This window comes from Microbacterium aoyamense (genome assembly GCF_023155855.1).
GTDB classification, from domain to species: domain Bacteria; phylum Actinomycetota; class Actinomycetes; order Actinomycetales; family Microbacteriaceae; genus Microbacterium; species Microbacterium aoyamense.
Window position 1 is genome coordinate 147,916 of sequence record NZ_JAKNUT010000002.1, and the last position, 23,151, is coordinate 171,066.

Consider the following 23,151-nt stretch of genomic DNA (forward strand, 5'->3'; position numbering starts at 1 on the left):
AGCATCCGGTGAACACCGCGCGGTGGGGCGTCGCCCGTCGCCGCGGCGCCTCCACCCTGGACGCATGAGAGTCGCGATTCTCGCCGAGTCCTTCCTTCCGCACATGAACGGAGTGACGGGTTCCGTCCTCCAGGTCCTGGCGCATCTGCGTCGCGAGGGCCACGAAGCGCTCGTCATCGCTCCGGGGTCGCAGGAGCCCGCGACGCTGGACGGCGTGCGCACCGAGCTCCTGCGCTCGGTGGCGCTGCCCTCCTACCCGCAGGTGCGCATCGCCGTCGCGCGCGCCGCCCGGCTCACGTCGGTGCTCGCCGACTTCCGCCCCGATGTCATGCACCTGGCATCGCCCTTCGTGCTGGGCTGGCAGGGTCTCGCGGCGGCGGACGCGCTCGGCGTGCCGACCGTCGCGGTGTACCAGACGGATGTCGTCGCCTACGCCGAGAAGTACGGCGTGCCTGCGCTCGCGGCGCTCGGAACACGCCACCTCGTGCGGCTGCATCGTCGCTCCACCCTCACGCTCGCGCCCTCGTCGCCCGCCGCCCTGCGGCTCGAAGCGCTCGGCATCGACCGCGTTCGCCGGTGGGGACGCGGGGTGGATGCCGAGCGATTCGCTCCGCAGCGACGAGACGAATCGTGGCGCCGGGACGTCGCGCCCGGCGAGGTGCTGATCGGCTACGTCGGGCGCCTGGCCCCTGAGAAGCAGGTCGAGGATCTCGTCGCGCTGAGCGACATCCCGGGCACACGGCTCGTGATCGTCGGCGACGGCCCGTCTCGAGCGCGGCTCGAAGAGCTCCTGCCTCGTGCGCTGTTCCTGGGCTTCCGCGGCGGTGAGGAGCTGGCCACGATCGTCGCGAGCCTCGACGTCTTCGTCCATCCCGGCGAGCATGAGACCTTCGGACAGACGCTCCAGGAGGCGTTCGCGAGCGGCGTGCCCGTCGTCGCGACGGGCCGAGGCGGCCCCGTGGATCTCGTCCGCAGCAGCGTCGACGGGTGGCTCTATCGTCCCGGCGACCTCGCGGATCTCCGTGCGCGGGTCACGGATCTCGTGGGCGACGAGGGCAAGCGCCGCGCGTTCGGCCTCGCCGCTCGCGAGGGCGTGCTGCCGCGGTCGTGGTCGGCGCTGGGCGCCGAGCTCGTCGACCACTACGACGATGCGAGGATGCTGCGTCCCCTCGACGACGCACTCCTCGCGCGCGGCGCGACGCGCCCTTCCCCACTCGCGAGCGCGCCCGCGAAGACCGCGCGGTGGAGCCGCTACGTCGCCCTCGGCGATTCGCTCACCGAAGGCCTGTGCGACACGTCGCGCATGTCGCCGGGGGAGTACCGCGGGTGGGCGGATCGCCTCGCGCACCTGCTGGCCCATGCCGGCTCAGGCGGCGGCGACCTGCGCTTCGCCAATCTCGCGGTTCGCAGCCGCCGCGTGCGCGACCTCACCGGCGGGCAGGTCGCCCGGGCGCTCGCGCTCAAGCCCGACCTCGTGTCGATCCTGATGGGGGCCAACGATCTGGTGAGCGCGGGCGCTGACCCCGTGCGTCTCGCAGCCGAGCTCGAGGCATCCGTCCGCCTCCTCCGCGCGTCGGGGATCGACGTCCTGCTCGTCACGCCGTTCCTGCCGCGGCGGATCACCGCCCTCGTCTTCGCCCGGCGATTCGCGACCTACGCGTCCGAGCTGCGACGCATCGCCGCGGCGCACAGCGCCATGCTGCTCGATCTCGAGGCGCATCCCTCGATCGGCGAACTCGAGATGTGGGCGGACGACAAGGTCCACCTCCGCTCACGCGGCCATCGCTTCCTCGCGTACCGCGCGGCGGAGGCACTCGGGGTGCCGGACGCCGAAGCGCTCGGCCTGCTCGACGACGCCCTGCACGCGGACGACGATCGACCGGCTCCGGGAACCTGGATGACGCGCGACGCGCTCCCGTGGGTGTGGCGCCGCGTGCGCGGTCGCACGGCGGGCGACGGCCTCGTCGCCAAGCACGACGACTACGTCCGCATCCGCCGCGGTCGCTCGATCTCGGATCGCGTGTCCGGCTGACTCAGCTGTCGCCGAGCGGCTCGAGGTCGTCGGCTTCGACGTCGCCGTCGAGGGGCTCTTCCTGCGGGCCGGAGCCGTCGAGGTCGGGAAGCTCGTCGGCTTCCTCGGTGATCTCGTTGAAGGTGGGGTCGAAGACCATGGCGGATGCCTCCTAGCCGCTCTTGCGACGGAACTCGCGCTTGGTGACCGCGCCGTGCGTGCCGTGGACGGCCGAGTCGCCGTCGAGGTGCGCCTCGCCCTCGCGGTGGTGCGCGTTCTTCTTGTCGAGCGCCTCCTTGAACTTGCGCTTCATCTCCTCGGAGGCGGCGGTCTTGTCGTCGGTGCTCATGAGGCCAGCCTACGCACGCGCTCCGCACGGGGCCAGCAATAGGGCGTTCCGGCCGCCGCTGGTAGGCTTGTGCGGGTTGCCTTCGGGCGATCCGCTCAATTCAACATGAGCTCACGGAGCAGGCCGGCAGGATGCTGGTCTCCTGTGGTGGTCTTCCAGCCGTCGATCTCGCCATCGACGTCTGGAAGCCTTCCACTGGTGACCAGCGCAAGCGCATCATCCTGGCGTGCTGAAATCTGCCTGTTCCTGCTCCTTCGTATGATCTCGCACGCCACACGGGCGGGCGAGTCGAAACAAAGAAGGAGAGACCTCTTGGAAGGTCCTGAAATCACCGCCGCTGAAGCCGTTCTCGACAACGGCCGCTTCGGCACCCGTACCATCCGGTTCGAAACCGGTCGTCTCGCACAGCAGTCGCAGGGCGCGGTCGCCGCGTACATCGACGAAGAGACGATGATCTTGTCGGCCACGAGCGCCGGCAAGCACCCGCGCGAAGGCTTCGACTTCTTCCCGCTGACCGTCGACGTCGAAGAGCGCTCGTACGCCGCGGGCAAGATCCCCGGCTCGTTCTTCCGCCGTGAGGGTCGCCCCTCGACCGAGGCGATCCTCGTCTGCCGTCTCATCGACCGCCCGCTGCGCCCGTCGTTCGTCGACGGCCTCCGCAACGAGGTGCAGATCGTCGTGACCGTGCTCTCGATCGCTCCGGGCGAGTACTACGACGCGCTCGCGATCAACGCGGCATCCCTCTCGACGCAGATCTCGGGTCTGCCGTTCTCGGGTCCGATCGCCGGCGTCCGCCTCGCGCTCATCCCGGGCCACGGCGAGCACGCCGACCAGTGGGTCGCGTTCCCCAACGCCGCGCAGGTCGACGAGGCCGTCTTCGACCTCATGGTCGCCGGCCGCGTGCTGGCCGACGGCGAAGTCGCGATCATGATGGTCGAGGCCGAGGCCACCGAGAACAGCTGGAACCTCATCAAGGCCGGCGCCACCAAGCCGAGCGAAGAGGTCGTCGCGCAGGGCCTCGAGGCCTCGAAGCCCTTCATCAAGGAGCTGGTCGCCGCGCAGAACGTCGTGGCGAACACCGCCGCGAAGGAGATCCAGCCCTACCCGGTCTTCCCCGCGTACAGCCAGGAGGTCTACGACTTCGTCGCCGGCCGCTCCTACGACCGCCTCGTGCCGGTGTACCAGATCGCCGACAAGCAGGAGCGTCAGAGCGCGGATGACGCGATCAAGGACGACGTCAAGGCACAGCTCCTCGCCGCCGTCGAGGCGGGGGAGCTCCCCGCTGTCGCGACGCTCGAGTTCTCGGCCGCCTACAAGTCGGTGACCAAGACGATCGTGCGCGGCCGCATCCTCACCGAGGGCGTGCGCATCGACGGTCGCGGTCTCGCCGACATCCGTCCGCTCGACGCCGAGGTGCAGGTCATCCCGCGCGTCCACGGCTCGGCGATCTTCCAGCGCGGCGAGACCCAGATCCTGGGTGTCACGACGCTCAACATGCTCAAGATGGAGCAGCAGATCGACTCGCTGTCGCCCACGACGAGCAAGCGCTACATGCACCACTACAACTTCCCGCCCTACTCGACCGGTGAGACCGGCCGGGTCGGTTCGCCGAAGCGTCGCGAGATCGGGCACGGCTTCCTCGCCGAGCGCGCCCTCGTGCCGGTGCTGCCCAGCCGCGAGGAGTTCCCCTACGCGATCCGTCAGGTGTCCGAGGCCCTCGGCTCGAACGGCTCGACGTCGATGGGCTCGGTCTGCGCCTCGACCCTGTCGCTCCTCAACGCCGGTGTGCCGTTGCGCGCACCGGTCGCGGGCATCGCGATGGGTCTCGTCTCGGACGAGGTCGACGGCCAGACGCGCTACGCCGCGCTGACCGACATCCTCGGCGCCGAGGACGCCCTCGGCGACATGGACTTCAAGGTCGCCGGCACGAGCGAGTTCGTCACCGCGATCCAGCTCGACACGAAGCTCGACGGCATCCCGTCGTCGGTCCTCGCCGCCGCGCTGACGCAGGCGCACGAGGCTCGCATCACGATCCTCAACGTCCTGAACGAGGCGATCGACGGACCGGACGAGATGGCACCGACGGCGCCCCGCGTCATCAGCGTCCAGATCCCGGTCGACAAGATCGGCGAGCTCATCGGGCCCAAGGGCAAGACGATCAACGCGATCCAGGATGAGACCGGCGCGCAGATCTCGATCGAAGAGGACGGCACGGTCTACATCGGTGCGACCGACGGCCCCTCGGCCGAGGCCGCCCGCGCGCAGGTCAACGCGATCGCGAACCCGACGAACCCCGAGGTCGGCGAGCAGTTCCTCGGAACCGTCGTCAAGATCGCGACGTTCGGCGCGTTCGTGTCGCTCCTGCCGGGCAAGGACGGCCTGCTGCACGTCAGCGAGGTCCGCAAGCTCGCCGGCGGCAAGCGCGTCGAGAACGTCGAAGACGTGCTCGGCGTCGGCCAGAAGATCCTCGTCAAGATCACGAAGATCGACGACCGCGGCAAGCTGTCGCTCGAGCCCGTGCTCGAAGAGGCTGCTGACCAGGAGGGCTCTGCTGCTGCCAGCGAGGGTCCCGGGGACGCGCCCGCCGAGGGCTGATCCTCCGTGCTCGACCGGATGCCCGTTCCTCTTCCGAGGAGCGGGCATCCGTCGTCTGTCCGCCGTTCGGGGGACAGGGGAGGGAATGATAGCGCGTCCGTGACGAAAGCGTTATGGAATGTTTACCGCTTGTACGACTCATTGCACGGAAGTGTCCGCGGCCTGCCCTACTCTCTAACTACCGCGCCGGGGGGCACGGGCGAAAAGTGGTCACGAGGATTCCGCTGACGGATCATCGTGAGGGGGTGGGACATGAGTGTTTTCGGCGTCGGCTCTGCCGTCTCGGCGAAGAGCGCTCCTGAGCGCGTCCCCGCGGTCCACCCTTCCGCACCGATCCCCGTGCAGGGGCCCGGCGTCGGTGCCGGTGTGCGCGTCCCGCTGGGCGAGGGCGGCCCGGCCGTCTTCCCCCTCATCCTCGGCGGCGCCGAGTTCGGCTGGAACGTCGATCTCGAATCGAGCCACGAGATCCTCGACTCGTACGTCGAACTCGGCGGCAACGCGGTGCACACCGCCGATCGTTACTCGGGCGGCCGCAGCGAGCACATCATCGGCCAGTGGATCCACTCCCGCGGACTCCGCGACGACATCGTGCTCGGCGTCCGCGTCGGCGGGCACGCCGACAACCCCGGGCTCGACTCGGTCAACCTCGTGCGGGCGGTCGAGGCATCCCTCACCCGGCTTCGCACCGACCGCATCGACGTCCTGTACCTCGACGCGACGGCGGATCAGACCACCGCCCTCGAAGACACCCTCGCGACCGCTGAGTGGCTCGTCGAAACGGGCAAGGCTCGGGCGATCGGCGCCGTCGGATACACCGCGGCGCAGCTCGTCGAGGCTCGCATCTTCTCGTCGGCCGGATACCCCCGCATCACGGTCCTCGACGTCCCGTTCAACGTCGTGCGTCGGCACGAGTTCGACCCCGACCTGAGGCTCGTCGTCGGTGCCCAGGGCATCGCCGTGACGCCGTCGCACGCACTCGAGCACGGCTTCCTCGCGGGGCGCCACCGCTCGCGTGCCCGTTCCAGCCTGTCGGTGCGGGGCGCGCAGATCGCGGCGAACCTCAACCGCCGCGGCAGTCGCACGCTGCGAGCACTCGATGCGGTCGGTGCCGAGCTCGGGGTTCCGGATGCCGCGGTCGCCGTGGCCTGGCTGCTCGCTCAGAAGCTCGTGACGGCGCCGATCGTCAACGCGTACGCACCGGAGCACGTCGAGGAGCTCGTGCAGGGAGTCGGCGTGCGGCTCAACCGCGGCCAGCTCGCCGACATCGCCCGCGCGTCGGAGTGAGTCGCGGGTCCGGTCGCGACATCGGGATCGTGACGTAGGGTGGAAGAGCGCCCCGATCGGGTGCATGGCCCCCGACGAAGCGAGCTGCGTGACGCATTACATCTATCTCGTGCGCCATGGTGAGCATCAGGACGCCGAGTACGGACTCTCCGACGGCCCCCTCTCGCCGCGCGGCAGGCGTCAGGCATCCCTCCTCGCCGACCGTCTGTCAGGAGTCGCGTTCGACGCAGTCTGGCACTCGCCGCTCATGCGTGCGTCGCAGACGGCCAAGGCCGTCGCCGAGCGCATGCCGTCGGCGTCCCCTGAGCCGTCCGCGCTGCTCTTCGACTGCGTGCCGACCGGCATGACCGACGAGACGCCCGCTGCCTTCGAGCCGTTCTTCGGATCGGTGACCGAGGCGGAGGTCGAGGCGGGGCGCGCGCAGATGGCCGACGCCGTCTCGGAGTTCCTCGTGCGCAAGAGCGGCGAGGTGCATGAGCTCATCATCACGCACAACTTCGTCATCGGCTGGTTCGTGCGAGAGGTGCTGCAGGCGCCGGACTGGCGATGGATGACGCTCAACCAGGCGCACTGCGGGCTGACGGTGCTCGCGCAGAAGCAGGGGCGCCCGTGGACGCTCGTCTCGCACAACGACCTCGCGCACCTGCCCGTCGAGCTGCGTACGGGTCTGCCGGACGACTATCCGGTCTGATCCGGCGTCTCCACCGGGATCGGCTCTTTCGGGAGCTTGCGCACCTTCGACCGCCGCCGGCGGCGCTGCGGGATCATCGAGCGCATCTCCTCGAGCTTGCCGAAGCAGAGCAGGCGGTCCTCGCCCTCGAGAGCGACGTTCTTGCGCGGGTTCGGGATGACCGTCGCCCCGCGGTGCAGCGTGAGCACCGTGATGTCGCGCTCCCACAATCCCGACTCGCCCAGTGTCTTGCCGACGAGGTCGGCGTCGCCGTGCACGAGGAGTTCGGCCACGCCGTAGCCGGTCGAGACGGTGAGCCGTTGGCGCACGTCGATCTCGGGGAACCCGACCTGGTTGGCGATGTAGTCGATGATCGCACCGGCGACATCGAGGTTCGTCGCCGTCTCGATGCCCTGCAACCCGGGGGAGGAGTTGACCTCCATGACCAGCGGACCGTCCGAGCCCATGAGCATGTCCACGCCCGCGACCTTGAGGCCCATGATCTGGGCGGACCGCACGGCGGCCTCTTCGTATTCGGGCGTGAGTTCGACTGCCTCGACCGACCCGCCGCGGTGCACATTGCTGCGGAACTCGTCGCCCTGCGCGCTGCGACGCATTGCCGCGACGACGCGGTCGCCGACGACGAGCGCGCGGATGTCGCGGCCGCGGCTCTCGGCGATGAAGCGCTGGATGAGCACGTTCTGCCGTGTCGAGTGCAGCGTCTCGATGATCGCCTCGGCGACCTTGATCTCGGGCGCGAGGATGACGCCGATGCCCTGCGTGCCCTCGAGCAGCTTGATGACGACGGGTGCGCCGCCGACGCGCTCGATCGCGGGGCGGACGTCCGCGCGGTTGCGCACGAACGCCGTCGCCGGCATGTCGATGTTGTGGCGGGAGAGGATCTGCGTCGCCCGGAGCTTGTCGCGTGCGTTCGAGATGCCGTTCGCCGTGTTGGGCGTGTAGACGTCCATCTGCTCGAACTGGCGCACGACGGCTGTGCCGAAGTACGTGATGGAGTTGCCGATGCGGGGGAGCACGGCGTCGTAGTCCGACAGCGGACGACCCCGGTACTGCAGGTCGGGCTCGTCGCCCGAGAGGTCGATCGCGAAGCGGAGGGTGTCGAGGATGCGGACGTCGTGACCGCGCTGCAGCGCTGCAGCCTTGAGACGCTGGGTGGAGTACGCGCGCGGCGCGCGCGACAGGAGGGCGAGCTTCATGCCGGATTCCTGGGAGGATCGAGGGGTGACGGACCGCATCCATTCAAACACTCTCGTGGGCTGGCGCGAGTGGGTGAGCCTGCCCGACGCGGAAATCGAGTGGATGAAGGCCAAGCTCGACACGGGGGCGCGCTCATCCGCGCTGCACGCGGTCAACATCGAGGAGTTCGAGCGGAATGGCGAGACCTGGGTGCGCTGCGACATCCGCCCGTGGCAGCATTCGATCCACGACGGCACGACGCTCGAGCTGCCCGTGCACGACGTGCGCCGCATCCGCAGCTCGTCGGGTCATTCGCAGCGGCGCTACGTCGTGCTGATGCGCATCGGCCTGCCGGGTCGTGAGGTCACCACCGAGGTGACGCTGACCAACCGCGACAAGATGGGCTTCCGCATCCTCATCGGCCGCCAGGCGCTCCGCCACGGTTTCGTCGTGGACTCGAAGCGCTCGTTCCTGGGCGGGCGCGCGCCGAAGGCGATCCGCCGTCGCAACCGCGGAATCCTGGACTAGCCGATCGGCTTGCCGTACCAGCGCGTCGCGTTGGGGTTGTCGTTGTAGCGCTCGATCGCGACGAATCCGGTCGCCGCGTACAGACCCGCCGCCGCCTCGAGCGAGTGGTGCGTGTCGAGCACGAGCTCGCGAGCTCCGAGGTCGATCGCGCGACGTTCGAGCTCGGCGAGCAGCAGTCGTCCCCACCCGCGTCCGCGGGTCTCGGGACGCAGATAAAGATGCTTGACCTCGTAGCGACCGGCGTCGAGCAGACGGATGCCGCCGCATCCCACGAACGCTCCTTCGTCGTCCTGCACGACGAGGAAGACGCCCGCGGGGGGCGTGAAGGCGGCGGCATCCGGGTACTTCCGCGTGTACACGACGTTCTGGTGCGCGAAGCCGATCTCGCGGGAGTCGAAGTACTCCGCGAGCAGCGCGTGGGCGGTGGGATCGTCGACGGGCATCTCGATCAGGGCGGCCATCCTCCCAGCGTAGGGCCGTGGAGCCCGCACCTAGGATGGACGCATGACGACGCGCGTGGCCATCGTGGGCGGGACCGGCAAACTCGGCGGGATCATCCGCGAGGTCGTCGAAGCCGAGGACGGTTTCGAGGTCTTCGCCATCCTGTCGTCGGGGTCGGATCCGTCGGAGCTCGACGGCGCGGACCTCGTGGTGGATGCCTCGACCACCGCCGTCTCGATCGACGTCGTGCGCGCTGCCGTCGAGCGCGGGCAGAACGTCCTGGTCGGAACCTCGGGCTGGTCCGCCGAGCGCATCGCGCTCGTGCGCCCGCTCGTCGAAGCCGCGGGGACGGGCGCCGTCTTCATCCCGAACTTCTCGCTCGGCTCGGTGCTCGGCTCGGCGCTCGCCGCCGCGGCGGCGCCCTTCTTCCCGTCGATCGAGATCGTCGAAGCGCATCGCGAGACCAAGGCCGACTCGCCCAGCGGCACCGCGATCCGCACGGCGGAGCTCATCGCGGCCGCGCGCGCGGACGTCGGCCCGGTCGAGTCGCCGCGCGTCGATCAGCGCGCCCGCGGTCAGCAGGTCGCGAGCGTGCCCATCCACTCCCTCCGCCGCCCGGGCGTCATCGCGCGGCAGGAGACGATCCTCGCGGGAGCGGGGGAGTCGCTCACGATCGTGCACGACACGATCGAGCCCGCCGCGGCGTACGGCCCCGGCATCCGTCTCGCCCTCGTCGCCGCACGCGACGCGGTCGGCGTGATCGTCGGTCTCGACTCCTTCCTCGACATCGGCCTGCGCACACCCGGTACGCGCGCCGGGGCGCCCGTCGCCGAGGGCGACGTCTCGGGGCAGGTCGCGCGCGTCACGCCCTCGTGAGCGCTCGCATCGGCGTCGCCGTCATGGCAGCGCTCCTGGCGCTGTACATCGTGCTCGTCGGGCAGCGCGCCGTGCTGCTGCTCGTGAGCGGCGACCCGGTCGGCGTCGGCATGGGGGTCGCGCTCATCGTGCTGCCGCTCATCGCCACGTGGGCGCTCGGACGCGAGCTCTGGTTCGGCGTCCGCGCCGAGCAGCTCGGCAAGCGTCTCGAGACGGAAGGGGGACTCCCCGACGAGGATGTCGCGGTCAAGCCCAGCGGTCGGGTCGTGCGTTCCGACGCGGACGCCCTCTTCCCGGCCTACCGGGCCGCCGTCGAGGCGTCGCCCGAGGACTGGCGCGCCTGGTATCGGCTCGGGCTCGCCTATGACGCGTCGGGCGACCGGCGTCGCGCGCGCGAGGCCGTGCGCACCGCGATCCGATTCGAGAGCGCGTCTCGCCGGAGCTAGTCCGCCGCAGGCACGGCCGCCGCGACGGCATCGTCCACCGTCTCGTGACGGAAGGAGAATCCGGATGCCTCCAGCACGGCCGGCACGACGTCCATATCGGCCGTCAGGATCGCTTCCGTCGCGTCGGAGCCGAGGACGAGCTTCATGCCCCACACGGGCGCCCGCAGGACGAACGGCTTGTTCATGCGTCGTGCGAGGGCGAAGCCCAGATCGTTCGCGGTCGCCCGCGTCGGACCGGTGAGGTTCACAGGGCCGGTCACGCCGTGATCGATCACGTGCCGGATCGCGCGCACTTCGTCCTCGAGTGAGATCCAGGGCCAGACCTGCGTGCCGCGGCCGATCGGTCCGCTCACCCCGAGCCTCGTGAGCAGCAGCAGCGGCTTGAGGACGCCGTCCTCATGCACGATCGGTGCGGTGCGGAGGGTCGCGACACGCTCGCCCGCCGCGCGGGCTGCGGCCTCCCACTCGCCGCACAGGTCGGCGAGGAACGAGTCGCCCTGCGGGGCGTCCTCGGTGAGTCTCACCCCCGGAGCCGTGCCGTACCAGCCGACCGCCGAGGCCGAGACGAAGTGCGGCGCATCGGCGCCGTGCTCGCGGATCGCTCGCGCGAGCGCCTGCGTGGGCGTGATCCGCGACCACAGGAGCGTGTTCTTGTACTTCGGAGTCCAGGGGAACTTCCCGATGCTCGCGCCGTTGAGTCCGACGACTGCGTCCACGCCGTCGAGCACGGCGGGATCGAGCGGCGCGGCATCCGTCAGCCATTCGATCTCGTCGGGTGCCGCGGGCGCGTGGCGCACGAGCCTGCGCACCTCGTGGCCGTCGGCGCGGAGGCTTTCGACGAGCGCCGTGCCGATGAGGCCCGAGGCCCCCGCGACGACGAATCGACGGGGATCAGGCAAGCGTCGCCTCGAGGGTGATCTCGATGCCCGCGAGCGCCTGCGAAACGGGGCACCCGGTCTTGGCGGCGGCCGCGATGCGCTCGAAGTCCTCGGCCGAGAGGCCCGGGACGACGGCGTTGACGTTGAGGTGGCTGCCGGTGATCCCCGTGCCGGGCTTGAAGGTGACGGATGCCGTCGTGTCGATCGACTCCGGAGGGGTGCCGTTCTCGGCGAGCGCGTGCGAGAGCGCCATGCTGAAGCACGACGAGTGTGCGGCTGCGATGAGCTCTTCCGGGGTCGTGACCGATGTCGAGCCCTCGCTGCGCGCCTTCCAGTTCACCTCGTACGGACCCATGCCCGAGGAGACGAAAGACACCTCGCCCGATCCGTCGGTGAGTGCGCCCTTCCAGGCGGTCTTGGCTTCGCTCGTGACGGTCATCGGTTCCTCCTCTGGCGTGCGCCGCGCGGGCCGGGCGCCTCGCGGTCAGCCTAACCGGGGTGCCCGCCGTGCGCGACGCCTTGACAGCCTCGGCTCAGGCGGCGGTGGGCCGCGCGCGGCCGACGAGACCGACGCGCTGGAGGAGGAGGTAGAGCATGCACCCGAGGCAGATGCCGAACGCCGCGTTGAGGAATGCCGCGAAGAAGGCCGCGGCGGCGGCGATCGAGAGCGCCCACGGCACGCCGAACAGCTGCAGGACGAGCCCGATCGTCACGACGAAGAGTCCGACGCCCTGCGCGAAACGCGGAGGACGGGGGTCCTCGAGTTCGGTCGACGCGGACAGGCGGGGCTGTACAGCGGTGCGGAAGAGCGCGCTCCAGGGCTGCGTCCGCGGGGAGAGCAGCGACCACAGGAACAGCAGCGCGATCGCGAGCATGAGCAGGAACGCGGGAGTGGATGCCCGCTCCGCGAGCGATGCGGAGTGGATGTCCCATCCGCCGGCGCCGTACGTCGTGCCCAGGCCCGTCAGACCGAGGAAGAGGGCGACGAGGAGCAGGAACGACGTGATCGCGGCGGCGAAGCGCGGGCCGCGGGGATCGATCCCGCGGGGTGCAGCGGGTGTCTCAGGCATGCGCGGCCACTCCCGTCAGTCGCGTGAGTTCGAGTTCGATGACGTCGCGGTTCGGTGCTCCACCGAATCGCGTCTGCACGACGCCGTCGCTGTCGAGCACGAGGGTCGTGGGGGTCTGCAGGACGTGGAAGTGCTTCGCGATGTCGGGGCGATGCGTCAGATCGACGTCGAGGTGCGCGACGCCGTCACGGGCGTCGGCGATCGAAGCGAGGGTGCGGTGCACACCGGGACATTTGGCGCACGACTCGGTGCTGAACTGGAGCAGCGTCGCGACATCGCCGAGGGAGACCGCCCCCAGCCGCTGCGGCTCGACGACCTCATGCGGAATGTGACGCTGGGGTCGCGACTGGCTCCACCGCAGGTACGCGCCGACGGCGATCGTCACCGTGAGGAGGATCGCGATCGCGATCAGGGCGCCGAAAAGGTTCACAACAGACGAGGATAACTAATTTCTCCTGAATGGATCCCGGGACGCCGCAATGTGACGGTCGTCGCGTCACACGGCCTCGATGCCGCGGGCGCGGGTATCGTGGCGAGCGTGACTTCCGGCATCCCGACTCCGTACGAAGATCTGCTGCGCGATGTGCTCGAGAACGGCGTCCACAAGGACGATCGCACGGGCACCGGCACGACGAGCTCGTTCGGTCGCCAGATCCGCTTCGATCTCGCGCAGGGCTTCCCCCTCATCACGACGAAGCGCGTGCACTTCAAGTCGATCGCGTACGAGCTGCTGTGGTTCCTGCGCGGCGAGTCGAACGTCGCGTGGCTGCAGGAGAACGGCGTCACGATCTGGGACGAGTGGGCGGATGCCGCGGGCGAACTCGGTCCCGTCTACGGCGTGCAGTGGCGCTCGTGGCCGGCACCCGGCGGCGAGAGCATCGACCAGATCTCGCAGGTGATCGAGCAGATCCGCTCGAACCCCGATTCCCGGCGCCTCATCGTCTCGGCGTGGAATCCGGCCGACATCCCCGACATGGCGCTCGCGCCGTGCCACGCGCTGTTCCAGTTCTACGTCGCCGACGGCAAGCTCTCGTGCCAGCTGTACCAGCGCAGCGCCGACCTCTTCCTCGGCGTGCCGTTCAACATCGCCTCCTATGCGCTGCTGACGCTCATGATCGCGCAGCAGACGGGGCTCGAGCCCGGCGACTTCGTGTGGACCGGCGGCGACTGCCACATCTACGACAACCACCTCGAGCAGGTACGCGAGCAGCTCACCCGTGAGCCGTACCCGTACCCGTCGCTGCGCTTCGCGCGCACACCCGACTCGATCTTCGACTACCGGTACGACGATTTCATCATCGAGGACTATCAGCACCACCCCGCGATCCGCGGCGCGGTCGCGGTATGACGATCGGGCTCGTCTGGGCCGAGTCGCGCGGCGGGGTGATCGGGGCCGACGGCGGGATGCCGTGGCACGTGCCCGAGGACCTCGCGCACTTCAAGGAGGTCACGATGGGGGCGCCCGTCGTGATGGGGCGTCGCACGTGGGAGTCGTTCCCCGACCGCTTCCGGCCCCTTCCCGGTCGACGCAACATCGTGGTCACGCGCAACGCCGAGTGGTCCGCCGACGGCGCCGAGCACGCGGCCTCACTCGCGGATGCGCTCGCGCTCGCCGGAGACGGACGCGTGTGGGTCATCGGCGGCGGGGCGCTCTTCCGCGAGGCGATCTCCCGAGCCGATCTGCTCGAGGTGACCGAGCTCGACCTCGACGTCCCGGGCGACACCTTCGCGCCGCCGCGCGACGGCTGGTCGGTGGTCGACGAGGGGGAGTGGATGACCTCCCGTACCGGCATCCGCTACCGCTTCCTCCGCCTCGAGCCCGCCGCGCTCTGAATCGACGCGCCGACTCGGAAACGGCCGGCTTCCACGCCCCGCCGCGTCCACTCGTCGCCGACTCCTTGCGCTGTCGCCGAGCTCGCTCGCGTCAGCGACCTTCGGGCTGCAGGACTCGCGAACATCGACGGTCGTGGTTGAAGGGTGCGCGGCAGTCCTGGAGTGAAGGACGGTGTCGGGAGGCTCCTGGCGCGCTATCCGTCCCCCCATGCCCCGTGGACATTCGATTGGCAGGTCAAGATGGCCGCGATCGGCGGAATCGCCACGACGAAGCAACTTCATGCGTGGAGGGTCGACGACATCCTCATCCGGCTCCACGTCGTCGACGTGGCCGCGGCGCGGCGCCAGGCGCTAGCGTGTCGAGCATGCCCACCGCTCTGATCACGGGCGCGAGCTCCGGCCTCGGCGCCGAGTACGCGCGACAGCTCGCGGCGCGCGGCGCCCATCTCGTCCTCGTGGCGCGCGACCGGGACACGCTCGAGACCATCGCGGCGGGCCTGCGCTCGCAGTACCGCGTCCAGGTCGAGGTGCTCGCGGCGGACCTGCTCAAGCACCGTCAACGCGACAAGGTCGTCGCGCGGCTCGCCGATGCATCCCGTCCCGTCGAGATCCTGGTCAACAACGCAGGGCACGGCCTCGCGCTCGCGTTCGAGAAGAACGACATCGAGGACGAGATCCGCCACCTCGATCTGCACGTCGAGGTTCCGCTTCGCCTCATGCACGCCGTGCTCCCGGTCATGCTCGAACGCGGCAAGGGACGCATCATCAACGTCGCCTCGGTCGCGGCGTTCATCCCGCGGTCGACGTACGGCGCCGTCAAGGGGGCGATCGTCAGCTTCAGCAGGTGGGCCAACGGGCGCTACGGGCCGAAGGGCGTCACGGTGACGGCCGTCTGCCCGGGGTTCACGCACACGAACTTCCACGAGCGCGCGGGCCTCCCGCCCGGGCAGGAGGGCGTCGCCGACTGGATGTGGCTCGACGCGCCCGACGTCGTCAAGGAGTCGCTGCGTGATGCCGCGCGCGGTCGAGCGGTGTCGATCCCGTCGCTGCGCTTCAAGGTCCTCGTCGGAGCTTCGCGCTTCGCTCCCGCGAATCTCGCCGCGCGGGCCGGGCAGGCGGGACGCAAGTAGTCGCATCCCGATAGCCTGAAGACATGACGCATTCGGGCAACCCCTTCGGACAGGTTCTCGTCGCGCTCGTCACTCCTATGACGGCCGACGGCGAAGTGGATTGGCCCGCGGTCGAGAAGCACATCGACGACGTCATCACGGCGGGTGCCGACGGCATCGTCGTCACCGGCACGACGGGCGAGACGTCGACGCTCACCGACGCCGAGAAGATCCGCCTCGTCGAGACGGGGAAGGATGTCGCGGCCGGCCGCGCCAAGATCATCACGGGCGGCGGCTCGAATGAGACGGCCCACGCGATCGAGCTCTACAAAGCGAGCGAGCGCGCGGGCGCCGACGGCATCATGATCGTCACGCCGTACTACAACAAGCCGACGCAGGCGGGCATCCTGACCCACTTCCGGCTCGTCGCCGACGCGACCGACCTGCCGGTCATCCTCTACGACATCCCCGGTCGCACGGGCGTGCCGATCAAGTACGAGACGATCCTGCGGCTCGCGAAGCACCCGAACATCCTCGCGATCAAAGACGCGAAGGGCGACTTCAGCGAAGTGAGCCGCGTGCTCAACCAGACCGACCTCATGTACTTCTCGGGTGACGACGCGAACGTGCTGCCGCACCTCGCGATCGGCGCGACGGGGCTCATCGGTGTGACGGCCAACATCGCCCCCGCGCCGTACCGCGCGATCGTCGACGCCGTGAACGCCGGTGATCTGAAGACGGCGACGGCCGCGCATCAGCAGCTCGAGCCGCTCGTGCGCGCCGTGATGACCCACGTCCCTGGCACCGTCAGCGCGAAGTACATCCTGCACGGCCTCGGCCGCATCGGCAGCCCGCGTGTGCGGCTGCCGCTCGTCGGCCCGGAAGAGTGGGAGGCCGCCAAGATCGAGGACGAGCTCGCACTCGTGACCGGGGTCGACGGCGCCGACTTCTCCAACTTCCGTCCGGACCGCAACGCCGCCGCCGGCGGCGCTCTGCCGAAGGTGTCGGGCACGACGCGATAACACGGTCGCACGAGCGACCAGAAGACGGATGCCGCGACATCCACAAGGAGGCACTCCATGCCCACCACGGTCATCGACCCGCCCGCCCTCGCGCCCGGTACGCTGCGGATCACGCCGCTCGGCGGCCTCGGCGAGGTCGGTCGCAACATGACGGTCTTCGAGTACGAAGGCAAGCTGCTCATCGTCGACTGCGGCGTGCTCTTCCCCGAGGAGCACCAGCCCGGCGTCGACCTGATCCTGCCGGACTTCGAGCCGATCAAGGACCGCCTCGACGACGTCGTCGGACTCGTGCTGACGCACGGTCACGAAGACCACATCGGCGCCGTGCCGTACCTGCTGAAGCTCAAGAACGACATCCCGCTCATCGGCTCGGGGCTGACGCTCGCACTCGTCGAGGCCAAGCTCAAAGAGCACCGCATCCGCCCCTACACGCTGACGGTGCGTGAGGGCCAGACCGAGCAGCTCGGACCCTTCGACCTCGAGTTCATCGCGGTCAACCACTCGATCCCCGACGCGCTCGCCGTCGCGATCCGCACGCCCGCGGGCACAGCCCTCGCGACGGGCGACTTCAAGATGGACCAGCTTCCGCTCGACGGGCGGCTCACCGACCTCCGCGCCTTCGCCCGTCTCGGCCAGGAGGGCGTCGACCTCTTCCTCGTCGACTCGACCAACGCCGACGTGCCCGGCTTCACGCCGCTCGAGCGCGAGATCGGCCCCGTCCTCGACCAGGTCATCGGCCGCGCTCCGCGCCGCGTCATCGTCGCCAGCTTCTCGAGCCACGTCCACCGCGTGCAGCAGGTGCTGGATGCCGCGGCCGCCCACGGCCGTCGAGTCGCCCTCCTCGGCCGCAGCATGGTGCGCAACATGACGATCGCCGCGGACCTCGGCTACCTCACGGTGCCCGAGGGCGTCCTGATCGACTACAAGAAGGCGCGCGACCTGCCCGACGACAAGATCGTCTACATGTCGACAGGGTCGCAGGGTGAGCCGATGGCCGTCCTCAGCCGCATGGCCAACAACGACCACGAGATCGAGCCTGGCCCCGGTGACACCGTGATCCTCGCGTCGAGTCAGATCCCCGGCAACGAGAACGCGATCTACCGAGTGATCGACGGCCTCACGAAGCTCGGCGCGAACGTCGTGCACAAGGGCAACGCGAAAGTGCACGTCTCGGGTCACGCGGCGGCGGGGGAGCTGCTCTACTGCTACAACATCCTCAAGCCCCGCAACGTGCTCCCCATCCACGGCGAGTACCGGCACCTCATGGCCAATGCGCGCCTGGCGCAGGACACCGGCATCGCGGCGGAGCGCACGATCCTCGCCGAGAACGGGACGGTCATCGACCTTAAGGACGGCGACACCACTGTCGTCGGCCAGTACGACCTCGGCTTCGTCTACGTCGACGGATCGACCGTCGGCGAGATCACCGAGGCGGACCTCAAGGACCGCCGCATCCTCGGCGAGGAGGGCTTCATCTCGGTGATCGTCGTCGTGGATGCCACGACCGGCAAGATCATCAGCGGCCCCGACATCCACGCTCGCGGCTTCGCCGAGGACGACTCGGTGTTCGACGACGTCAAGCCCAAGATCGCGTCCGCGCTCGCCGAGGCCGCGAGCTCGGGAGTCCGCGACACCCACGCGCTCTCGCAGATCGTCCGCCGCACGATCGGCCGCTGGGTCAACACGTCGCTGCGCCGGCGGCCGATGATCGTGCCGCTCGTCATCGAGGCGTAACACTCGATCGGTACTCTCCACTCATGCCGTCCTCCTTCTCCGTGCGCTCGGCCACGCAGGCCGACGGCGCGTTCCTGGGCGACATGGTCGTCGAGGCTGCGAACTGGCGACAGGGTGGCGCACGGCCGAAGCATCAGGTCATGACGAGCCCCGAGCACAGCCGCTACGTCGCGGGGTGGATGCGGCCGGGCGACGCGGGCTTCGTCGCCGTCGACGCGCACGGTGAATCGATCGGCGCTGCGTGGCGGCGGATGCTCCCGCGCACCGATCCGGGATTCGGCTACGTGGGCACGGGCGTGCCGGAACTGATCATCGGCGTCAAACCCATCTGGCGCGCGCACGGCGTCGGTCGCACCCTCCTGCAGCGGCTGTGCGACGACGCCCGCGCCCAGGGCTTCGCCCGGATCAGCCTCAGCGTCGAGCGCGGCAACTTCGCCGCGACGCTCTACCGATCCGAAGGATTCGCCGTCACCCAGCCCGGCATCGGCCGCGACACGATGGTCAAGCGCCTGCGCTGAGCGTACCCGCGGGCCCGCGTCGCTCCCCGGAAATGTCGCTCACCGGTCGTACCGTGGGGGAATGGCCAGGAGTTCCAGTCCGACCAAGAGTGGTCGCGCGCCCGCAGGGGGGTCCTCGTCGCGCGCGCGCAAGCCCGCGCCGACGCCCAAGCGCTACGTCGGCGAGGCCGAGAAGCCGCCCGTCATCGTCCGGGCGTGGCTGGGCCTGGCGCACGCCACGGGTGGCCTGTTCCGCGCCTTCGGCCCCGAGACCCTCGAGAAGGACCAGCGTCGTGACGGCTTCCCGTTCCTGCTGGTGCTGCTCGCGATCGCCGGCGCCGTCAACGAGTGGTTCTTCATCGGCAACGAGGTGGCCGCGAACATCAGCGCGTACACCGTCGGCGCGCTCATCGGGCGCGAGGCCTTCGTCATGCCCGTCCTGCTGCTCGTGCTCGCGGGGTGGATGTTCCGGCATCCGTCGTCCGTCCACGACAACGGGCGCATCGGCATCGGATTCGGCCTCCTGGTCTGGACGATCGCGGGCTTCTGCCACGTCGCGGGCGGCCGACCGCAGCCGAGCGGGGGCCTTCCGGGCCTGAGCGAAGCGGGCGGCCTGTTCGGCTGGATGCTCGGCGAGCCGATCGCGATGCTCCTGACGGACGTCGGCGCGTACATCGTGCTCTCGGTGCTGGCCGTGCTCAGCATCCTCATCATCACCAAGACGCCGCCGAACCGCATCGGCCGCCGCCTCGGCGAGCTCTACGGGTGGATGTTCGGCGCGGAGCCGCGCGACGAGAGCGAGAAGGATGCCGCAGGCCCCTCGTTCGACGACGCCGACGGCGAAGACGATTCGATGCCGTGGTGGCGGCGCAACAAGACGGGTCGCGAGAAGGACCCGGACGACGGCATCGGCTCGCAGGATCTCACCGAGCTGCTGACGCCCGGCGCGTCGCAGGGCGGGTTCGAGAAGGCGACGATCGCGCCCGTTCCGCAGACGCCGCTGGTGACGCCCGACGCGCTGACCGAAGTGCTCGATCCCTCCGTGCTCGCCGGCGCGGGCAAGGGTGCAAAGCGCGGCGGCACGTCGCTGCAGGACGACTTCGAAGAGGATCCGTTCGACGACGGCGTCCTCCCCGGACTCGACGGCATCGGGACAGACACACCGCACGGTGGCCCGCCGGCGCTCCCGTACCGCCTGCCGGCCGTGAACGCGCTCGCCGAGGGGACGCCGCACAAGGAGCGGTCCGAGGCGAACGACGTGATCGTGCGGGCGATCACGGGAGTCTTCGACCAGTTCGGCGTGGATGCCCGGGTCACCGGATTCTCGCGCGGTCCGACCGTCACGCAGTACGAGGTCGAGGTCGGCCACGGCGTCAAGGTCGAGCGCATCACGGCGCTCACGAACAACATCGCGTACGCCGTGGCATCCAACGAGGTCCGCATCCTCGCCCCGATCCCCGGCAAGAGCGCGATCGGCGTCGAGATTCCCAACACCGACCGCGAGATCGTGACGCTCGGCGACGTCCTGCGCTCCGAGGCGTGCGTGCGCTCGACCCACCCCATGACGATCGGCGTCGGCAAGGACGTCGGCGGCGGCTACGTCGTGGCGAACCTCGCGAAGATGCCCCACCTGCTCGTGGCAGGGTCCACCGGCTCGGGCAAGTCGAGCTTCGTGAACTCGATGATCACGAGCCTGCTCATGAAGGCGAAGCCGTCGGACGTGCGTATGGTGCTGATCGACCCGAAGCGCGTCGAGCTGACGTCGTACGCGGGTGTGCCGCACCTCATCACGCCGATCATCACGAACCCCAAGAAGGCCGCCGAGGCGCTGCAGTGGGTCGTGAAAGAGATGGACATGCGCTACGACGACCTCGCGTCGTTCGGGTTCCGGCACATCGACGACTTCAACAAGGCCGTCAACGAGGGAACGATCACCTTGCCCCCGGGCAGTGAGCGCGTGCTCAAGCCCTACCCGTACCTCCTCGTCGTCGTCGACGAGCTCGCCGACCTCATGATGGTCGCACCGCGCGACGTCGAGGACTCGATCGTGCGCATCACGCAGCTCGCGCGTGCCAGCGGCATCCACCTCGTCCTCGCCACGCAGCGACCCTCGGTCGACGTCGTGACGGGCCTGATCAAGGCGAACGTGCCCTCGCGGCTCGCGTTCGCGGTGACGAGCGTCACGGATTCGCGCGTCATCCTCGACCAGCCCGGCGCCGACCGGCTCATCGGTCAGGGCGACGGTCTCTTCCTGCCGATGGGCGCGTCCAAGGCGATCCGCGTGCAGGGCGCCTGGGTCAGCGAAGCCGAGATCGAGAAGGTCGTCAAGCACGTCACGGCGCAGGCTCGGCCCGAGTACCGCGAGGTCACCGTCGCCGCTGAGAAGAAGGAGGTCGACGCCGACATCGGGGACGACCTCGAGCTCCTGCTCGCGGCGACCGAGCTCATCGTCTCGACCCAGTTCGGCTCGACCTCGATGCTGCAGCGCAAGCTCCGCGTGGGGTTCGCGAAGGCCGGGCGTCTCATGGACCTCCTCGAGTCGCGCGAGATCGTCGGCCCGTCGGAGGGCTCGAAGGCGCGGGACGTGCTCGTGACGAACGAGCAGCTGCCGGCAGTGCTCGCGCGCCTGCGGGGCGAGGACGTGCCCGCAGCGTCCGACCCGGTCGATGCGCAGTTCGAGGGGTACGAGGTCGTCGAGTCGGAGGAGGGGTCCGAGGACGCCTGGGGCCTCACCGGGCGCGACTGACGGCCCGATAGGCTCGGCCCGTGGCGATTCCCCGGCAGCTCCCCAACGCGATCACGATCGTACGCATCTTCTGCGCGCCGGTCTTCCTCTGGCTTCTGCTGGCCGACGAGGGCGCCGACGGGCAGCTGCGCTGGTGGGCCGCGGCGCTGTTCATCGTCGCGATCGCGACCGACGGCATCGACGGCTACCTCGCACGCAAGCACGACATCGTCACCGATCTCGGCAAGCTCCTGGATCCCATCGCCGACAAGGTGCTCACGGGCTTCGCGTTCATCGGGCTCTCGATCCTCTGGGAGCTCCCGTGGTGGATCACGATCGTCGTGCTCATCCGCGAGATCGGCATCACGGTCTACCGCTTCATGGTCGTGAGCGACCACGTACTCGCCGCGGCCTGGATGGGCAAGCTCAAGACCGTCGCGCAGGCTGTCGCCCTGTCCCTCGCGCTGCTGCCGCTGTGGACGCTCGTCGGCGACTGGATCTTCTGGGTCAATGGCGTCACGATGACGATCGCCGTCATCCTGACGATCGCGAGCGGCATCGACTACGTCGTCACCGAACTGCGCGCTGCGCGGAAGAAGCGCGCATGACGGATGCCGCGGCCGTCCTCGCGCGGCTCGCCGAGCACGGATGGACGATCGCCGTGGCCGAATCGCTCACGGGCGGACTCGTCGTCTCTTCGCTGATCGAGGTGCCCGGCGCCTCGAAGACCGTGCGCGGGGGAGTCGTCGCCTATGCGACCGAGGTGAAGCGCGACGTGCTGGGAGTGGATGCCGCGCTCCTCGATGCCGTCGGCGCGGTCGATCCCGATGTCGCCCTGCAGATGGCCGAGGGAGTGCGCCGGGTCCTGGGTGCCGACGTCGGCATCGCCACGACGGGCGTCGCCGGTCCCGAGCCCCAGGACGGCAAGCCCGTCGGCACGGTGTGCATCGCCGTCGCGACGCCGGATGCCACGACGACGGGCACCGGCATGTTCGCCGGTGACCGCGATGCGATCCGACGGGCCTCGACCGAGGCCGCGCTGGCCGCCGTTCTCGCCGCCCTGCCGCATCCCGACGCCCGTGTTTCGGGTGTGTGACATTCGGCGATTCCCACCCATTCCTCAGCGGGTGGGATTAGATTGACAACGACCGGTGTTGTACCGTTGTCCACCCGGACAATCGGGCGGAAGCAAGGGGAGGGGGCCCACAATGATCCTGGTTCGTCAAGAGATCGGCGAAGTGCTTCGCGACTACCGCCAGCAGAAGGGCCGTACCCTTCGCCAGGTCGCGAGCCGCGCCAGTGTCGCACTCGGCTACCTCAGCGAGGTGGAGCGCGGCCAGAAGGAAGCGTCGAGCGAGATCCTCGCCTCCGTCGCCGAAGCGCTCGATGTGCCGATCTCCACGATCATGCGCGAAGTCGGCGACCGCATCTCGATCCTCGAGGGTGTGCAGGTCTTCCCCGACGTCGTTCCCGACGATCTCGTGGCCGAGGTCGGCTCCGAGCTCTCGTTCCGCTGACCGGCGCTGCATGCGTCGCAGTGAGTTCGAACGCGCCGTCGGCGATGAGTTCGGCGCCCGCGGTTCATCGCTTCTCGTCGATCTGAGTCTGCCCACTCTCGGTGGCCGCACGGCGCGCGAGGCGATGGATGCCGGCATCCCGCCGAAAGAGGTCTGGCTCGCGCTCTGCGCAGAGACGGACGTGCCCCTCGACCGCCGCTACGGCGTGGGACGACTCGAGCCCAAGCGCCGCTGATCGCCCGCCGTCGCGCGGCGTGTCGCAGTCGAACGTGTGTTCTATCCTGGCGTAGGCTCCTGCACAGCAGGTGTCGAGAGCGTGTTTTCCACGTGAGCGGGAGGAGTGACGACCGATGTCCGAACCCCTCCCTA

Annotated in this window: 26 protein-coding genes; 18 read left to right on the plus strand and 8 right to left on the minus strand. The window is 69.5% G+C overall.

Annotated features, from left to right (window positions below; genetic code table 11):
- The first annotated feature begins 64 nt into the window (after positions 1–64).
- Complete coding sequence (locus MA876_RS07450) at positions 65–2,032, plus strand: glycosyltransferase (RefSeq protein WP_248147407.1); 1,968 nt, start codon at positions 65–67, stop codon at positions 2,030–2,032.
- A gap of 1 nt (position 2,033) precedes the next feature.
- Here MA876_RS07450 and MA876_RS07455 read toward each other — a convergent pair whose 3' ends face one another.
- Positions 2,034–2,171: a hypothetical protein gene (locus MA876_RS07455; protein ID WP_248147409.1), complete on the minus strand. Its 138-nt coding sequence runs from the start codon at positions 2,169–2,171 to the stop codon at positions 2,034–2,036.
- 12 nt (positions 2,172–2,183) lie between these two features.
- Entirely contained in the window at positions 2,184–2,360 is a 177-nt protein-coding gene (locus MA876_RS07460) for a DUF5302 domain-containing protein (RefSeq protein ID WP_248147411.1), read from the minus strand.
- Between the two features lie 312 nt (positions 2,361–2,672).
- Here MA876_RS07460 and MA876_RS07465 point away from each other — a divergent pair, with 312 nt between their 5' ends.
- The 3 genes from MA876_RS07465 (at position 2,673) to MA876_RS07475 (ending at position 6,930) form a co-directional block, all read left to right on the plus strand.
- Positions 2,673–4,955, plus strand: a complete 2,283-nt coding sequence (locus MA876_RS07465) for a polyribonucleotide nucleotidyltransferase (protein WP_248147412.1) — start codon at positions 2,673–2,675, stop codon at positions 4,953–4,955.
- 252 nt (positions 4,956–5,207) lie between these two features.
- On the plus strand, positions 5,208–6,239 hold the full coding sequence (locus tag MA876_RS07470; RefSeq protein WP_248147414.1) for an aldo/keto reductase: 1,032 nt from the start codon (positions 5,208–5,210) through the stop codon (positions 6,237–6,239).
- A gap of 88 nt (positions 6,240–6,327) precedes the next feature.
- Positions 6,328–6,930, plus strand: a complete 603-nt coding sequence (locus MA876_RS07475) for a histidine phosphatase family protein (protein ID WP_248147416.1) — start codon at positions 6,328–6,330, stop codon at positions 6,928–6,930.
- Here MA876_RS07475 and MA876_RS07480 read toward each other — a convergent pair.
- Complete coding sequence (locus MA876_RS07480) at positions 6,918–8,126, minus strand: RimK family alpha-L-glutamate ligase (protein ID WP_248147418.1); 1,209 nt, start codon at positions 8,124–8,126, stop codon at positions 6,918–6,920. The two genes, MA876_RS07475 and MA876_RS07480, sit on opposite strands and share 13 nt — an antisense overlap.
- 25 nt (positions 8,127–8,151) lie before the next feature.
- Between MA876_RS07480 and MA876_RS07485 the strand changes: the two genes are divergently transcribed.
- A complete protein-coding gene (locus MA876_RS07485) occupies positions 8,152–8,634 on the plus strand; it encodes an ATP-dependent zinc protease family protein (RefSeq protein WP_248147420.1) in 483 nt (160 codons plus the stop codon).
- On the opposite strand, the gene MA876_RS07490 is transcribed toward MA876_RS07485, so the two are convergent.
- On the minus strand, positions 8,631–9,095 hold the full coding sequence (locus MA876_RS07490; protein ID WP_248147421.1) for a GNAT family N-acetyltransferase: 465 nt from the start codon (positions 9,093–9,095) through the stop codon (positions 8,631–8,633). The genes MA876_RS07485 and MA876_RS07490 overlap by 4 nt on opposite strands.
- A 43-nt stretch (positions 9,096–9,138) precedes the next feature.
- Here MA876_RS07490 and MA876_RS07495 point away from each other — a divergent pair, with 43 nt between their 5' ends.
- Both MA876_RS07495 and MA876_RS07500 read left to right on the plus strand, forming a co-directional pair.
- On the plus strand, positions 9,139–9,951 hold the full coding sequence (locus tag MA876_RS07495) for a 4-hydroxy-tetrahydrodipicolinate reductase (protein ID WP_248147422.1): 813 nt from the start codon (positions 9,139–9,141) through the stop codon (positions 9,949–9,951).
- The gene (locus tag MA876_RS07500; RefSeq protein WP_248147424.1) at positions 9,948–10,397 is read left to right on the plus strand and encodes a tetratricopeptide repeat protein; all 450 of its coding nucleotides are present in this window, start codon (positions 9,948–9,950) and stop codon (positions 10,395–10,397) included. The genes MA876_RS07495 and MA876_RS07500 overlap by 4 nt, the downstream gene beginning before the upstream one ends.
- Here MA876_RS07500 and MA876_RS07505 read toward each other — a convergent pair.
- The 4 genes from MA876_RS07505 to MA876_RS07520 form a co-directional block, all read right to left on the minus strand.
- Entirely contained in the window at positions 10,394–11,296 is a 903-nt protein-coding gene (locus MA876_RS07505; RefSeq protein WP_248147426.1) for a TIGR01777 family oxidoreductase, read from the minus strand. The genes MA876_RS07500 and MA876_RS07505 overlap by 4 nt on opposite strands.
- Positions 11,289–11,714 (minus strand): OsmC family peroxiredoxin, encoded by a 426-nt coding sequence (locus tag MA876_RS07510; protein ID WP_248147427.1) that lies wholly within the window; start codon positions 11,712–11,714, stop codon positions 11,289–11,291. Before MA876_RS07510 ends, MA876_RS07505 begins: the two co-directional genes overlap by 8 nt.
- A gap of 94 nt (positions 11,715–11,808) precedes the next feature.
- Positions 11,809–12,345: a DUF4395 domain-containing protein gene (locus MA876_RS07515; protein WP_248147430.1), complete on the minus strand. Its 537-nt coding sequence runs from the start codon at positions 12,343–12,345 to the stop codon at positions 11,809–11,811.
- Entirely contained in the window at positions 12,338–12,775 is a 438-nt protein-coding gene (locus MA876_RS07520) for a TlpA family protein disulfide reductase (protein ID WP_248147432.1), read from the minus strand. The genes MA876_RS07515 and MA876_RS07520 overlap by 8 nt, the downstream gene beginning before the upstream one ends.
- Positions 12,776–12,883: 108 nt before the next feature.
- Here MA876_RS07520 and MA876_RS07525 point away from each other — a divergent pair, with 108 nt between their 5' ends.
- From MA876_RS07525 to MA876_RS07575, 11 genes are all read left to right on the plus strand, one after another.
- Positions 12,884–13,693 (plus strand): thymidylate synthase, encoded by an 810-nt coding sequence (locus MA876_RS07525; protein ID WP_248147434.1) that lies wholly within the window; start codon positions 12,884–12,886, stop codon positions 13,691–13,693.
- Positions 13,690–14,178, plus strand: a complete 489-nt coding sequence (locus tag MA876_RS07530) for a dihydrofolate reductase (protein WP_248147436.1) — start codon at positions 13,690–13,692, stop codon at positions 14,176–14,178. The genes MA876_RS07525 and MA876_RS07530 overlap by 4 nt, the downstream gene beginning before the upstream one ends.
- 365 nt (positions 14,179–14,543) lie before the next feature.
- Positions 14,544–15,308, plus strand: a complete 765-nt coding sequence (locus MA876_RS07535; protein WP_248147438.1) for an SDR family NAD(P)-dependent oxidoreductase — start codon at positions 14,544–14,546, stop codon at positions 15,306–15,308.
- 23 nt (positions 15,309–15,331) lie between these two features.
- Positions 15,332–16,309 carry a 4-hydroxy-tetrahydrodipicolinate synthase gene (gene dapA / locus MA876_RS07540; RefSeq protein WP_248147439.1) on the plus strand — a complete coding sequence of 326 codons (978 nt, stop codon included), beginning with the start codon at positions 15,332–15,334 and terminating at the stop codon, positions 16,307–16,309.
- A 57-nt stretch (positions 16,310–16,366) separates the two neighbouring features.
- On the plus strand, positions 16,367–18,043 hold the full coding sequence (locus MA876_RS07545) for a ribonuclease J (RefSeq protein WP_248147441.1): 1,677 nt from the start codon (positions 16,367–16,369) through the stop codon (positions 18,041–18,043).
- A gap of 23 nt (positions 18,044–18,066) precedes the next feature.
- Positions 18,067–18,561: a GNAT family N-acetyltransferase gene (locus MA876_RS07550; protein WP_248147443.1), complete on the plus strand. Its 495-nt coding sequence runs from the start codon at positions 18,067–18,069 to the stop codon at positions 18,559–18,561.
- Positions 18,562–18,622: 61 nt separating this feature from the next.
- The gene (locus MA876_RS07555; RefSeq protein ID WP_248147445.1) at positions 18,623–21,286 is read left to right on the plus strand and encodes an FtsK/SpoIIIE family DNA translocase; all 2,664 of its coding nucleotides are present in this window, start codon (positions 18,623–18,625) and stop codon (positions 21,284–21,286) included.
- Between the two features lie 20 nt (positions 21,287–21,306).
- Complete coding sequence (pgsA, locus tag MA876_RS07560) at positions 21,307–21,873, plus strand: CDP-diacylglycerol--glycerol-3-phosphate 3-phosphatidyltransferase (RefSeq protein ID WP_248147447.1); 567 nt, start codon at positions 21,307–21,309, stop codon at positions 21,871–21,873.
- Entirely contained in the window at positions 21,870–22,361 is a 492-nt protein-coding gene (locus MA876_RS07565; protein ID WP_248147449.1) for a CinA family protein, read from the plus strand. Before pgsA ends, MA876_RS07565 begins: the two co-directional genes overlap by 4 nt.
- 112 nt (positions 22,362–22,473) lie before the next feature.
- Complete coding sequence (locus MA876_RS07570) at positions 22,474–22,782, plus strand: helix-turn-helix domain-containing protein (RefSeq protein WP_248147451.1); 309 nt, start codon at positions 22,474–22,476, stop codon at positions 22,780–22,782.
- Positions 22,783–22,792: 10 nt separating this feature from the next.
- On the plus strand, positions 22,793–23,017 hold the full coding sequence (locus MA876_RS07575) for a DUF3046 domain-containing protein (RefSeq protein WP_248147452.1): 225 nt from the start codon (positions 22,793–22,795) through the stop codon (positions 23,015–23,017).
- Positions 23,018–23,151: the final 134 nt, after the last annotated feature.

Bases quoted from the DNA above. Each gene is read 5' to 3' on its own strand.
- MA876_RS07530 (WP_248147436.1), top strand. From the start codon at position 13,690: ATGACGATCGGGCTCGTCTGGGCCGAGTCGCGCGGCGGGGTGATCGGG.
- MA876_RS07555 (WP_248147445.1), top strand. From the start codon at position 18,623: ATGGCCAGGAGTTCCAGTCCGACCAAGAGTGGTCGCGCGCCCGCAGGG.
- MA876_RS07515 (WP_248147430.1), bottom strand. From the start codon at position 12,345: ATGCCTGAGACACCCGCTGCACCCCGCGGGATCGATCCCCGCGGCCCG.
- MA876_RS07575 (WP_248147452.1), top strand. From the start codon at position 22,793: ATGCGTCGCAGTGAGTTCGAACGCGCCGTCGGCGATGAGTTCGGCGCC.
- MA876_RS07480 (WP_248147418.1), bottom strand. From the start codon at position 8,126: ATGAAGCTCGCCCTCCTGTCGCGCGCGCCGCGCGCGTACTCCACCCAG.
- MA876_RS07510 (WP_248147427.1), bottom strand. From the start codon at position 11,714: ATGACCGTCACGAGCGAAGCCAAGACCGCCTGGAAGGGCGCACTCACC.
- MA876_RS07535 (WP_248147438.1), top strand. From the start codon at position 14,544: ATGCCCACCGCTCTGATCACGGGCGCGAGCTCCGGCCTCGGCGCCGAG.
- MA876_RS07455 (WP_248147409.1), bottom strand. From the start codon at position 2,171: ATGGTCTTCGACCCCACCTTCAACGAGATCACCGAGGAAGCCGACGAG.
- MA876_RS07460 (WP_248147411.1), bottom strand. From the start codon at position 2,360: ATGAGCACCGACGACAAGACCGCCGCCTCCGAGGAGATGAAGCGCAAG.
- MA876_RS07450 (WP_248147407.1), top strand. From the start codon at position 65: ATGAGAGTCGCGATTCTCGCCGAGTCCTTCCTTCCGCACATGAACGGA.
- MA876_RS07490 (WP_248147421.1), bottom strand. From the start codon at position 9,095: ATGGCCGCCCTGATCGAGATGCCCGTCGACGATCCCACCGCCCACGCG.
- MA876_RS07550 (WP_248147443.1), top strand. From the start codon at position 18,067: ATGCCGTCCTCCTTCTCCGTGCGCTCGGCCACGCAGGCCGACGGCGCG.
- dapA (WP_248147439.1), top strand. From the start codon at position 15,332: ATGACGCATTCGGGCAACCCCTTCGGACAGGTTCTCGTCGCGCTCGTC.
- MA876_RS07470 (WP_248147414.1), top strand. From the start codon at position 5,208: ATGAGTGTTTTCGGCGTCGGCTCTGCCGTCTCGGCGAAGAGCGCTCCT.
- MA876_RS07565 (WP_248147449.1), top strand. From the start codon at position 21,870: ATGACGGATGCCGCGGCCGTCCTCGCGCGGCTCGCCGAGCACGGATGG.
- MA876_RS07545 (WP_248147441.1), top strand. From the start codon at position 16,367: ATGCCCACCACGGTCATCGACCCGCCCGCCCTCGCGCCCGGTACGCTG.
- MA876_RS07570 (WP_248147451.1), top strand. From the start codon at position 22,474: ATGATCCTGGTTCGTCAAGAGATCGGCGAAGTGCTTCGCGACTACCGC.
- MA876_RS07495 (WP_248147422.1), top strand. From the start codon at position 9,139: ATGACGACGCGCGTGGCCATCGTGGGCGGGACCGGCAAACTCGGCGGG.